General features: G+C 45.2%; 9 protein-coding genes. 3 read left to right on the top strand and 6 right to left on the bottom strand.

The features are described from left to right. Nucleotides 1-30 precede the first annotated feature (30 nt). The 3 genes from GCU39_RS03825 to GCU39_RS03815 all read right to left on the bottom strand — a co-directional run bounded on the left by GCU39_RS03825 (nucleotide 31) and on the right by GCU39_RS03815 (nucleotide 4,083). Complete coding sequence (locus GCU39_RS03825; protein ID WP_152392293.1) at nucleotides 31-1,146, bottom strand: aminopeptidase; 1,116 nt, start codon at nucleotides 1,144-1,146, stop codon at nucleotides 31-33. A 95-nt stretch (nucleotides 1,147-1,241) separates the two neighbouring features. Next, nucleotides 1,242-1,997: a hypothetical protein gene (locus tag GCU39_RS03820; RefSeq protein WP_152392292.1), complete on the bottom strand. Its 756-nt coding sequence runs from the start codon at nucleotides 1,995-1,997 to the stop codon at nucleotides 1,242-1,244. Nucleotides 1,998-2,118: 121 nt separating this feature from the next. Continuing rightward, on the bottom strand, nucleotides 2,119-4,083 hold the full coding sequence (locus GCU39_RS03815) for a diguanylate cyclase domain-containing protein (RefSeq protein ID WP_152392291.1): 1,965 nt from the start codon (nucleotides 4,081-4,083) through the stop codon (nucleotides 2,119-2,121). A gap of 364 nt (nucleotides 4,084-4,447) precedes the next feature. Here GCU39_RS03815 and rpsD point away from each other — a divergent pair, with 364 nt between their 5' ends. Continuing rightward, nucleotides 4,448-5,047: a 30S ribosomal protein S4 gene (rpsD, locus tag GCU39_RS03810; RefSeq protein ID WP_152392290.1), complete on the top strand. Its 600-nt coding sequence runs from the start codon at nucleotides 4,448-4,450 to the stop codon at nucleotides 5,045-5,047. A gap of 154 nt (nucleotides 5,048-5,201) precedes the next feature. Next, on the top strand, nucleotides 5,202-8,348 hold the full coding sequence (locus tag GCU39_RS03805) for a transglycosylase domain-containing protein (RefSeq protein ID WP_152392289.1): 3,147 nt from the start codon (nucleotides 5,202-5,204) through the stop codon (nucleotides 8,346-8,348). A 52-nt stretch (nucleotides 8,349-8,400) separates the two neighbouring features. On the opposite strand, the gene GCU39_RS03800 is transcribed toward GCU39_RS03805, so the two are convergent. After that, the gene (locus GCU39_RS03800; RefSeq protein WP_152392288.1) at nucleotides 8,401-9,177 is read right to left on the bottom strand and encodes a DUF1836 domain-containing protein; all 777 of its coding nucleotides are present in this window, start codon (nucleotides 9,175-9,177) and stop codon (nucleotides 8,401-8,403) included. A 254-nt stretch (nucleotides 9,178-9,431) separates the two neighbouring features. On the opposite strand from GCU39_RS03800, the gene GCU39_RS03795 reads away from it, so the two are divergent. Continuing rightward, a complete protein-coding gene (locus GCU39_RS03795) occupies nucleotides 9,432-10,733 on the top strand; it encodes a hemolysin family protein (protein WP_152392287.1) in 1,302 nt (433 codons plus the stop codon). A 64-nt stretch (nucleotides 10,734-10,797) separates the two neighbouring features. Here GCU39_RS03795 and GCU39_RS03790 read toward each other — a convergent pair whose 3' ends face one another. Together GCU39_RS03790 and GCU39_RS03785 are read right to left on the bottom strand one after the other, a co-directional pair. After that, nucleotides 10,798-11,646, bottom strand: a complete 849-nt coding sequence (locus GCU39_RS03790; RefSeq protein WP_152392286.1) for a carbohydrate ABC transporter permease — start codon at nucleotides 11,644-11,646, stop codon at nucleotides 10,798-10,800. A 69-nt stretch (nucleotides 11,647-11,715) separates the two neighbouring features. Further along, on the bottom strand, nucleotides 11,716-12,609 hold the full coding sequence (locus tag GCU39_RS03785) for a carbohydrate ABC transporter permease (protein WP_152397075.1): 894 nt from the start codon (nucleotides 12,607-12,609) through the stop codon (nucleotides 11,716-11,718). Nucleotides 12,610-12,651 lie beyond the last annotated feature (42 nt).

Here is a 12,651-nt window from a genome sequence, read left to right as displayed (position 1 = left end):
TGGAAACGCAACCATAAAATTCTCAGGGTGCTATTTCAAGTTCTCCGGATTAAGCGGTTCTAGTTCAGGAATTACGAAAATGCCGTCTTTACGGATCAGAACATCATCGAAATAGATCTCTCCGCCGCCATACTCTGGACGCTGAATCAACACGAGATCCCAGTGAACCGCGGAACGATTGCCGTTATCCGCAACATCATACGCTTGACCCGGTGTGAAATGCAAGCTGCCCGCGATTTTCTCATCGAACAGGATGTCTTTCATCGGTGTCAAAATATAAGGGTTGAAGCCAATCGCGAACTCGCCAATGTAACGGGAGCCTTCATCTGTATCCAGAATCGAATTCAATTTCGCTGTGTCATTCGACTTCGCTTCGACAATCTTCCCGTTCTCGAACCGGAAAAATACATTCTCGAACGAAATACCGTTGTATACCGTTGGTGTGTTATATTGAAGCGTTCCGTTAACGGAATCACGAACAGGAGCCGTGTATACTTCGCCATCCGGTATATTCTTCTGACCCGAACATTTCTCAGCGCCGATATCTTTGATGGAGAACGTTAGATCTGTCCCTGGCGATACAATGCGAACCTTGTCTGTCTTCAGCATTAATGCTTGAAGCGCATCTTGTGCACGATCCATCTTCGCGTAGTCTAGATTACAGACGTTAAAGTAGAAGTCTTCGAACGCTTCTGTACTTGTGTTCGCGAGTTGTGCCATAGCCGCATTCGGATAACGAAGAACAACCCACTTCGTTCTCTTCACCCGTTCCTCGGAATGAATCGGATGGCTGTAAATCGAATTATAGAGCTTCAGATTGTTCTCTGGTACATCCGACAGGTCATTCACATTCTCACCTGCGCGGATACCAATGTAGCAATCCATTTTCTGCATCCGAGCAAGGTCATACTCCATCCACGTTTTCAAGTGCTCTTCGTTCGTGTTCATCAGCATCGCGCGAAGCACGGTGCGATCTGTTAGCTCAACAAATGGGTGTCCACCGCGTTTAGCTACTTCCTCAATAATGCACTTTAACAGGTCGCGCTCCGTACCGATCATTTCGATAAGCACATTCTCGCCTGGTTGTACATCGACAGAATAGCCTACCAAATTCTGAGCTAACTTCTCGATTCTTGCGTCTCTCATCTTCGTCAACCTCCCCTTAATCTCGCTTTACAACAGGATTATGTATAGATTTATTGCATGCAGTTATTGTACCATGGTCAAATCTAAACGTAAATTCATTGGTAGCCATCAAATTTGGATTCCGTCACAACGACTTCTTCCCGTGGCACACCATTCAGATGATAGTTCGTTTTGGTCTTGGAATACAGTTTCGAGGGCAGGAGTGTTGAACGATTGATCCATAAGGTATATTTCGAGTCAACCTGCATATCACTTGTCATTTTTTGTAATTTATTATAACCCGTGGATAAAATTTGCCCGAGCTCTGACTGCAGCTTCGAACGATCAGCGTCAGTTAGCGAATGAAGATTTTGCACTTGAATTTTCTGCTCTTCCAACTTACGCATCTCATCATTAAGATTCTGGGTTAGCAGCATCTTTCCTGCTTCTGGTGCTAATCTCATCCGCATGACGATATGCGTTCGGTTCGAAGCCGTCCCATCAATCTCCATCGTTTTCGCTAAATTTTTAATCTCTTCAAGCTGCCGCAGCGGATTCCATCGGTCAGCAAATGACGTCACTTGCTTGTTCGCCATTGACATTTGAAAGCCCTGTAACTGATGTGCTTTTACCGTTCCGTGATATTGGATGGGTTCACGAATAAGCGCTCTGTTATTTCCATAGATAAACGATTGTCCGCGAAACGTAAAATTATCTGTCCCCGACAGACCGGATAGAGCCAATTGGTACAATTCATTCGGGTTCTTCTTAGACTCAATCGTATAACACCCCACCGTACTCATGAGCAAACCAGCAGCTAGACAGCAAGACAGCATACGCAACCATCGATTCCACGTCCATCCTCTAGACAATGTTTACGCTCCTTTCCCTAAGTCCGTAGTCGCCTTATAGCGTTTCCTGAACCATCGAAGTTATGCGCAAAGGAGCCTGGCATAAAAAAAGTACCCTTCCCAACTAGAAGGATACTTCCTATTAATCCATCGTAATACGATTACGGCCATTATTCTTCGACTCGTACAGTGCCATATCTGCCTTATAGAAGAGCAGCTCTACACTGATCTTGTCATCATCCCAGTTCCACTCCGATATGCCGCAAGATACCGTCACACCGGGATTCGTCTCGACTTCAACGCGTGCTCGGATACGTTCCGCTACGCGCGACGCTTGTGACTTCGATAGCTGCGGAAGATAGATCGCGAGTTCTTCACCGCCCCATCTCGCCGCAATATCCGAATCGCGAATCGATGAACGGATAATCTCACAAACCTGCCGTAGAATTTTGTCTCCAATCTGGTGACCGTACGTATCGTTAATCTGCTTAAAATGATCGATATCCACCACGATGAGTGAACCGCAGAAATCAATTTTCTGCTTCTGGTGCACCCTGTCATCCAAATAATGTCTTGCGTAAAGTCCGGTCAAATTATCATGATTCGCCATACGCTGCACTTTGGCATGCAGGGAAGCATTCGCAATCGCAAGGCCAATATGCGTAGACAACACTTGAAATAACTTGAAGTTGTCATAAGAGAAATAGTTCGCATCGCTATGGGCCAGCAGGATCGCGCCATTCACTTCATTATTAATAACGAGTGGAACGGCCATCAAGGACCGAGAGTCCGTCTCCTCCATGAAATCAGAACGAACCTTACTGAACATTTTATAATCGAGCAGGATGAGCGGTTCTTTCGTTGCGTACACCAGACCGCTGAATCCGTAATCTGTAGAGTAAATTTGCTTGGAAATCACATCGACATTGCTGGACATCACTTTGAAAAAGCTCTTCTCCCCATCCAATTGAAGAATAGAGCAAAATTCCGCCTTGAAAATATGCAAGAGCTCGTTCAACGCAAAATCAAAAACTTCGCTCAAGCGCAGACTCTGATTCAGCTGCTTCGTTAACTCATTAATCAGGCGCAGCTCGCGAATAAGCATGTTCGACTGCTCGTACAACTTCGCGTTCTCGAAAGCTGTACCGGCCGTATCTGCGAGCATTGTGATCAACTGAAAATCAAGATCCTCCAGCAAATGCATCTCTAGACTGATGAACAATACACCGTATACACCTTGCTTACCGCTTAGAGGTACGGCAATGTTGACGTGTTCGGTCTCAGAATCCTCCGAAGAAGTCTCTTGAATCATCCGGCCTTCCATAAAAGCACGTACGCACAAATCATCCGTGAAATTATGAAGAATAAGCGGTTTGACATGTTCGTTCGCACTGCGATGATCGGATGAGATGTATAATTCCATACTTGCCGAGGGATACAGAAATAAAATACTCTCGATCACTTCGCTAAGTACGGAATCAACGTCGAATTTCCCATGGATCCGTTGAACCACATTAAAAAATACGGTTTTCTTCCGCGCTTCACGATCTGTATAATTCTGGAGCTGCATGAGATCGCGGATAAATATATGCTCAAATCGACGATAGAAGCTATTTCGTAACGTAAAAGCAGCCATGGCAAGCAGATCCAGCATACTGGACTCATACACATGACTTGGCATTTGATAGACCACAACGGCGAATACGTCTTGCCCCTTGCGGCTTAGAATCGGTACTGCGATTGTTGCATGCTCATAGACAGCTACCGTAGATTTCTTCGTAGATATTGTTGCTTGCACAACTTGTTCATTCCATGCTGAAGCAGGTTCTCCCAGGTCATCACTTCGATTTGAAGCAACCATTTTCCCTTGGTAGTCGAATATGGCCAACTTACCCAATTGAAGACTTGGAAAATCTGCGATGACATGCAGCCACTCCTGGAAGCTTGATTGAATCAGGGGTTCGATGTATGGATAATCACTGCTAACAATATCTTGTTGTTGCAGCCATAACTCATTTTCATCGTAAATACCTGAGGGTGAGGTAGGCCATTGGACTGTATGATGTTGTTTGAGCTCTACTTGTGCATTTCGTAGATTATGAATCATACGTTTCCCACCACCCGCTTTAAGTCATCAATTCCTTGCAACGAAAAACCTAATCTCATCATAACGTTTTTTCATATATTTTGCACTAGTAATCTAGCAGTTCTTCAGATATTTTTAGGTATTTGGAACTATAAACTTTTCGAACTAGCTGGATAACTTGACATTCGGCCAGGATCTCATATAATATGTATTGATGTATAAACGGGCGTAACGATTGTGTCACCCTCACGAATTTTGTTGCTGACAGGACAGCGGCTGAACTTTTCATGTCAGAGTTGAATGCAAGATGCACTTGCACAACATGAAGCAAAATTCGGCGCAAAAGGACCCCACTAAATTTTACTTTAAAAGGAGTCTTTTATACATGTCACGTTACACAGGTCCTAAGTTTAAATTAAGCCGCCGTCTTGGAATTTCCTTGAGCGGTACTGGTAAAGAATTGAAACGTCCTTTCCCTCCAGGACAACACGGCCCAGGCCAACGCAAGAAAGTTAGCAACTACGGTATGCAACTTCAAGAGAAACAAAAACTTCGTCACATGTACGGTTTGAACGAAAAACAATTCCGTAACTTGTTCGACAAAGCTTCCAAAATGCAAGGTATTTCCGGTGAAAACTTCATGGTCTTGCTTGAGAGCCGTTTGGACAACCTCGTATATCGTCTTGGTTTCGCAAACTCTCGTGCAGGCGCTCGTCAGTTGGTTTCCCATGGTCACATCACAGTTAACGGTAAAAAAGTAGATATCGCTTCTTACCTTGTTAGCACTGGCGATGTAATCAGCCTTCGTGAAAGAAGCCGTGGTCTTTCTTCGATCAAAGAAGCTCTTGAAAACCGTAACCACCTTGCTGGTTACCTTGAGTACAACGACAACGCTATGGAAGGTAAATACATCCGTTTGCCAGAGCGTGCTGAGTTGCCTCAAGAAATCGATGAGAAACAAATCGTCGAGTTCTACAGCCGTTAAGATCGATTATTGCACTACACGAAAAACCCTTGGTCCTCGGATCGAGGGTTTTTTTACTTTCTTTTCGCACTGTATCCCCTCTCCATCTATAGATCTCTTTTCCAAAAAGGACCCCACTTATGCTATAATAGTGCTGTTAAAAGGAGGCCAATGCATGGATGAAGAAAATTTGCAGACAAAATCCGATAAACCTGCTCCGAAGAAGAGATCCGGTGGACGCATCGCTTGGAGCATTACGAAATGGTTCTTATTTATCGGATTTACATTAGGGTTATTCGGAGGCAGCGCCGTCTTAGGCTATGTCGCTTCGATCGTCAAAGACGACCCTGTTCGATCTGCCGCACTCATTGATGAGAAGATACACGAGAATTCTGAGACAGGATTCGTATACTTTAATGACGGGACGCTCGTAGGACAACTGCGAACCGACGAGGACCGGCGATTAATCGCACTCAAGGATATTCCGCAGCCAATAATCGATGCCGTACTCGCCATTGAAGACAATAATTTTTACAATCATATCGGAATTGACGTCAACGGCGTCGTTCGTGCCGTCAAGCAGCGGGTATTGAATGAGAACATTCAGACGGGAGGAAGTACGCTCACGCAGCAATTAGCAAGACGCGTATTCCTGAATCTGGACCGTACCGATAACCGAAAGGTCAAGGAAATTTTCCTTGCGATCCGCTTGGAACGATTCTTGACCAAGGATGAGATTTTGACCGCTTATTTGAACAAAGTCCCATTCGGCAATGGTTCGACAGGCTATAACCTCTTCGGTGTCAAGGCGGCTGCGAAAGGCATATTCAATCTCGAGATTAATAAGCTCAATATCGCTCAGTCCGCGTACATTGCGGGTCTGCCTCAATTGCCTAGCGCCTACTCTGCATTTAATGGTAAAGGTGCATTTAACGAGAAGGGATTCAAACGGGCCGTTGAGCGCCAGAAGCTCGTATTGCGCCGAATGCTCGAGGAATCCAAAATTACCAAACAACAATATGACGAGGCGCTCAGCTTCGACATTAAAGCTTCCCTCGCGAAGCCGAATCAAAAAGCTTACAATACATACCCGTATCTCATGATGGAAGCAGAACGTTCTGCTTCGGAGGCTCTTGTGCTCCAGCAGAATCCATCATTGACGGTGGCAGATTTGCGCAAGAAAGAAAATGCGGAGCTCATGCAAGATGCACGAGAACAGATGCTTCGCAGCGGCTACAAAATTTACCTAACGATCGACAAAAAGATCTACGACGCAATGCGTAAAATCGCCAGCGATCCGAAGAACTTCTCGCCAGACAGCAAAACGAAAGGCATGGAGCAGACAGCAGCTGTCATGCTCGATCATAAAACAGGCGCAATCCTCGGGATGATCGAAGGTCGTGACTACTATGTTGAGCAGATGAACTACGCGACGCAAATGCTTCGTCAGCCTGGTTCCGCGATGAAGACGCTCGGCGCCTATCTGCCAGCCATCGAGGAAGGCACGGTTCAGCCAGCCACGATTCTGGACGATGCGCCAATCGTACTCAAGGACGGCACGAAGGGCTTCCATATTCCGAAGAATGCGAACAACCGCTACAAAGGGTTGGTCACAGCGAGGCAAGCCTTGAATCAGTCGCTCAACCTTCCAGCGCTGAAGGTATTCTTGGATAAGGTCGGTATCGAAAAAGCATGGACATTCGTAAAGAAACTTGGAATAACCTCCATTCAACCTGAAGATTACTATGCGCAAACGGGTGTTATCGGAGGTCTGAAATACGGGGTATCTGTAGAGGAACTAACCAACGCCTATGGTACCATCCCGAATAATGGCGTACTGAATGATGCTTATATCATTCAGAAAATTGTAGATACCAAAGGGAACATCGTCTATCAGCATCAGAATAACCCACAGACTGTATTCTCTGAGCAGACAGCATACATCATGCAGGATATGCTCCGTACCGTCATTGCTGGTCCATCCGGGACAGCTGGTCGACTGACAGGGGAATTTAAGAAGTATGGTAAGATTCCGATTGCAGGTAAGACCGGTACGACACAGAACTATGGCGATGTCTGGTTCATGGGCTTCACACCTGATATTACACTCGGTGTCTGGGCTGGCTATGAGGAGCAGATCAACACATTAACGGGTGACGGAAAAATGCGTGCGCGCAAAATTTGGGCGACGATTATGAACCAAGTGACGGACATCAGACCAGAGTTGTTCCAGACCAAATCGTTCGAGAAACCGAGCGGTATCGTGTCGATGACCGTATCCGGTTTCAGCGGTAAGCTGCCAACAGATTTAACGAGACAAGCAAACCGGTTAGTAACCGATATCTTTAATAAGAAATTCATCCCGACCAAGCGGGATGACGCGATTACGAGTATGAAGATTATCTCATACAACGGCGTCAACTATATCGCGCAAGATGCAACGCCTTCGGATATGGTGCAAGAGAAAGTAGTCGTACGGCGAGAGAAATCTATTCAGGACTTGATTGAAGAGATCCAAAAGGCACTGCCAAGAATGCCAAGCAGCAGCCGGAAATCGATTCAATCGTATCTGCCGCAGGACGCAGATCTTGATGCCCCATCCAAAACAGATCCGAGAACGGATGATGGTCATGCTCCAAGCGCACCGCAAAATGTACAGCTTCAGAATTCAGGCGGAAAAGCGATTATCAGCTTCACTCCGAATTCAGAAGCAGATGTTGTTGGTTATCGCTTATACCGTTCGATGAACGGCAGCGGATACCAAGTTACATCTACACCAGTGTTAACTGGGCAGCCTGCCCGATTCTCGAACTTCGTATCCGGCAGTAACGGGTATAGTTATTATGTGACGGCTGTTGACGTTGCAGGCAAAGAATCTGCACCAAGCGCAATCGTATCTGCCAATGGCGGCAGTTCTGGGCTACCAGGTATTCCAGCCACACCAGACTCAGGGACTACCGATCCTGGAACATCCACGGGAACGGATCCAAATACAACCGATCCATCAGGCAATACGAGTGGTGAATCTACGGATCCACAAGACAATGAGCAGTCCGGTCCACCCGCTAAGCCTAGCAAATTAAAAGCAAAGTCATCGAATATGGGACTCGAATTAACTTGGCAGAACAATGCCAAATCATCTGTCAAAGAGTATCGGATATACTACAGCGATAAGAAAGACGGGAACTTCACCCTTCTTGCTTCTTCACCTGAGACGCATTTCGAGTACATCGGTACAGGAGTGACCGGCTATTACCGTGTAACAGCTGTCAATGATGCAGGAGAATCCTCACCAACATCGGCTGTGTATTACAAAGAATAAACAAAACGCCTAGTGCACTTATCATGCGCTAGGCGTTTTTCCATTCGATCGGTTATGTCGTGATATGTTGAAGGAACAAGGTTGCGTTGAAGATCCGTTTGGCCATCGATTGGAAATAGGACGTCTGTACGGACAGCATCGCGATGAATACCAAATTACTTATCGCTTCTCTCTCCCTTACAGTCACTTCAACGAGACTTGCAGCATATTCATCGGCTTTCTGCTTGATCATATTCTCCAAAATATGATCTTGATTCCTCTTCCCGCTCTCATGTCCGGACAAATCCAACACCTGGTCATTGTTCTTATCCAGCTGTTCAAAGATCGATGTATATGCGGCGTAGATTTGCAGCGGATTAACAGAGCGTTCTCCCGTCTCCGATTGACGAAACACAATGGTTAGCAACTTACGGATCGAATCGAAATCAAGTGTCGCCTTCAGATCATCAATCATAAATATAAGCGCAGCTTGATCAATGGAATACTTTTTTCCATGGTCTGGTACACTGATAAGGTCTTTAAAATCCCGCTTTACCCAATTCTGAACCGATGTAATCGAATAGTGGGAATACTCAATCTGATTGCCTAGCGCAATAATTTCATTCAATGAAAACCCTGAACTATGTGCCGTCATTTTGATTAATTTCTCAAAAATAGGCGATAAGGAGGTCTCAACGAAGGCGCCGAGCATTTTACCGCTCATTTTCTCAGCTGTATGTGTTTTAGCCCAAGCTTGCTGCAAGATAACTAATGGTGATTTGGAGCCTGTATACGCGATACCGCCCAGCAACTCAGACATTTGGAAACGTGTTATCGTAAAAATCTCCATGGAGATCCCCTCTTCATAATAAGTTCATATGAACTTATCTTAAGACTTTCGCTTCTGATTGTCAAAGCGAGCTTAAATAAGCGATTCGATGCTGTTCTATGGATGTAACCCCCCAAAATGGACGGATAACGATGAATGGCATCCGAAATCGACTTTGATCTTGCGGCCTAAACATTCTATAATTAGTTCATAGTATAAGTTCATAAGAACTCATATTAACAAAATAAATCCATAAGGAGACTTTAGAGAATCTAATGCCTATTCTCAACCTATTTCTTGTCGCATTACTAATCATCGCAACAGCCTTCTTCGTTGCTACCGAATTCGCTGTGATTAAGTTGCGGCCCAGCCGAGTCGACCAGCTCGTATTAGAAGGTCGTAAAAATGCGATGGCTGTTAAAATTGTGACGTCCAATCTAGACGGTTACTTATCTGCCTGTCAGCTCGGTATTACCATTACCGCCCTTGGCCTCGGATGGTTAGGAGAGCCAACGGTCGAGAAGCTACTGCATCCCTTATTCGAACAGTTAGGAATTGCAGACCGCGCAGCGTCTATTATTTCTTTCATTATCGCTTTTCTCTTGGTGACCTACCTCCACGTTGTTCTTGGAGAATTGGCGCCGAAAACATTTGCAATTCGTAAAGCAGAGACGATTAGTTTACTTACTGCTCGTCCGATCATTTACTTCTATAAAATCATGTACCCATTAATCTGGTTGTTCAATGGATCTGCGAACGCGATCGTCCGTCTGTTCGGTCTAAAGCCCGCCAAAGAGCACGATGAAGCCCATTCCGAACAAGAACTTCAGATTATTTTGTCGGAAAGCTATGAGAGCGGTAAAATCAATACGACGGAATACGGCTATGTGAGCAAAATATTTGCTTTTGATAACCTACTTGCTCGTGAAATTATGGTCCCTCGTACCGATATGATCTGTCTTGATGCGGATCAATCAATGGAAGAGAATCTGAAAATTATCCAACGCGAGCAATATACGCGATTCCCTGTGATCTCCGGTAGCAAAGACAATATTATCGGGATGATTCACACCAAGCAGTTCATTGTCAACAAAGATCTATGCGACGATACGAACATCAAACCTCTGATTCATAACGTACTGACGGTATCCGAAGCCATTCCGATTAAGACCTTACTCAAACGGATGCAGCAAGAGCGGACGCATATTGCGATCTTGATCGACGAGTACGGTGGTACTTCGGGTATGATTACGATCGAAGATATTCTGGAAGAAATCGTCGGTGAGATTCGGGACGAATTCGATACGGATGAACAAGCGCCGGTTGAGAAAATCAATGATGATCATTATATCCTTGATGGAATGGTCCCTCTCTCTCAAGTGAATGATCTCCTGAACACCCATTACGAGAGTGAGCATGTCGATACGATTAGCGGCTGGCTGTTCGAACATAACCCTGATTTATCACGCGGCGGTGAATGGCAATATGAAGACTTCCTATTTACGATCAAAAAAGCGGATAAACACCGAATTCGCAGGGTTGAAGTAAAAAAAATAAACGTGGAAGCCTCTGAATAATGAAAAGGACGTACCATCATTGCTGATTGGTACGTCCTTTCTATTGTGGCCATAAGATCGCAGGTTACTTAACCGCACCCGCTACCATACCGCTTGTAATTTGTCGCTGGAAGATGAAATACACAACTAACACTGGAATGATCGATAAGAGCAGCCCTGCGAACAACGGTCCCCACTCAGTCCGATATTGCATTTCAGCCTGCATCACAGCGATCCCAATCGGCAACGTGTATTTCGACGGGTCATTCACGAGGACGGTACCCATGACGTATTCATTCCAAATGTTAAGTATGTTCATAATCCCCACAGAGATTAAGCCTGGCCTTGCTAACGGAAGCATAATCCGGAAGAATACCCCATAATCCGATGAGCCATCAATTGAAGCGGATTCATCTAACTCTTTGGGTAATGTCTTGAAGAATCCTACAAGTACGAATACCCCGAAGGAGACGTTCATCGCCGTGTACACCAAGATTAACCCCATTAGCGTGTTGCTCAGATGCAAATCCGTTAGTAGGAAGAATAATGGGATAAGCCCCAGAATCAACGGGATCATCATCGATGCAAGATACAGATTATATAACGCCTGACTCCCTGTAAATTTGAACCGTGCGATGACATAGGCCGTCGTCGATGATAGCAACAATGCAAGCACCGTACTCACAATGGTAACAATGAGCGAGTTCATAAAATAAGTTCCAACATTATAATTGGTCCATACATTCGAGAAGTTTTCCCATAATAACGGCCATTCTGGCAAACTCCACGGCATCTTCAGCAGGAACTGCTGATTATCTTTGAGCGAGCCAAAAACAGACCATACTAGCGGATACAATACGCAGAGCGCCCACAGAATCATAATCACGTAGATGATTGCGCTAAGGATTGAAGAACCGAGCGTTTTTTTGTGCATAGGCGTCCTCCTAAAGATTTTCCCATAGGGAAAATCACTTCGTAAGCATAAACGAAACAGCCAGTCGTTCTAACTCATTTCATGCGTATCGCGGCGCATAATGCGCTGCAGAGCCAGTGTCGTAATCAGAGAGAGCACCAGGATCAGTGCGCCGATCGCCGACGCGTAACCCATATGGAACTGTCTGAAGCCCATCTGATACAAGTAGGAGCCCATGACTTGAGTGGCGTTATCCGGTCCGCCTTCTGTCATAATCCAGACAATAACGAACGAGCCGTTCAATGTCGTCATGACCACCCATAGGATAGATACTTTGATCTGCTCCCACGTTAGCGGCATCGTAATTCGTGTGAACTGCTGCCACTGCGATGCGCCATCCAAGTTCGCTGCCTCGTACAGCTCAGCAGGAATATTGAGAATGGATGCGACGAGCAGAACCATAACGAATCCTACCCCTGCCCAGATCGCTGGAGGCAACAAAGACCACATCGCATACGCTTCATCTCCAAGGTATGAAATCTCCACCTTATTCTCCGTAAATAACGATAAGAACGAGTTCAGGAATCCAATACTCGGGTTATAAATATAATTCCACAGGACACCGATGACGACGACCGATAAAATATTCGGAATAAAGAACACTTGACGGAAGAAGCCTGCACCTTTCAAACGGAACCTCGTTACCGCTACCGCAAAAAAGATCCCTAGGCCAACGATTCCAATCACTTTCCAGAATACGAGAAAGTAATCGTTGTATATTGCATGTCCGATGATCGGGTCATTCAGCATTTCCTTATAATTATCAAATCCAATGAACGTCTTGGTCTCCGAACCACCAGACCAGTCAAAGAAACTAACATATAAACCTTGAACAATCGGATAGATCATGAATAAACAAAAGAATAATAGTGTGGGTACTGTGAATACGAAAATAAACAGCTTACGCTTTGTTTTCCAATTCATCCCTTTACCTGCTGCGGGCTTTTCCACGGCTTGGCCAATCGA

This window comes from Paenibacillus guangzhouensis (genome assembly GCF_009363075.1).
Classification (GTDB): Bacteria; Bacillota; Bacilli; order Paenibacillales; family Paenibacillaceae; genus Paenibacillus_K; species Paenibacillus_K guangzhouensis.
Note: the sequence above shows the minus strand (reverse complement) of the source record. Positions and strands in the feature narration are given on the sequence as shown.

Coding starts and splice junctions, on each gene's coding strand:
- GCU39_RS03825 (WP_152392293.1), bottom strand. CDS start 1,146: ATGAGAGACGCAAGAATCGAGAAGTTAGCTCAGAATTTGGTAGGCTAT.
- GCU39_RS03815 (WP_152392291.1), bottom strand. CDS start 4,083: ATGATTCATAATCTACGAAATGCACAAGTAGAGCTCAAACAACATCAT.
- rpsD (WP_152392290.1), top strand. CDS start 4,448: ATGTCACGTTACACAGGTCCTAAGTTTAAATTAAGCCGCCGTCTTGGA.
- GCU39_RS03805 (WP_152392289.1), top strand. CDS start 5,202: ATGGATGAAGAAAATTTGCAGACAAAATCCGATAAACCTGCTCCGAAG.
- GCU39_RS03800 (WP_152392288.1), bottom strand. CDS start 9,177: ATGGAGATTTTTACGATAACACGTTTCCAAATGTCTGAGTTGCTGGGC.
- GCU39_RS03795 (WP_152392287.1), top strand. CDS start 9,432: ATGCCTATTCTCAACCTATTTCTTGTCGCATTACTAATCATCGCAACA.
- GCU39_RS03790 (WP_152392286.1), bottom strand. CDS start 11,646: ATGCACAAAAAAACGCTCGGTTCTTCAATCCTTAGCGCAATCATCTAC.
- GCU39_RS03785 (WP_152397075.1), bottom strand. CDS start 12,609: ATGAATTGGAAAACAAAGCGTAAGCTGTTTATTTTCGTATTCACAGTA.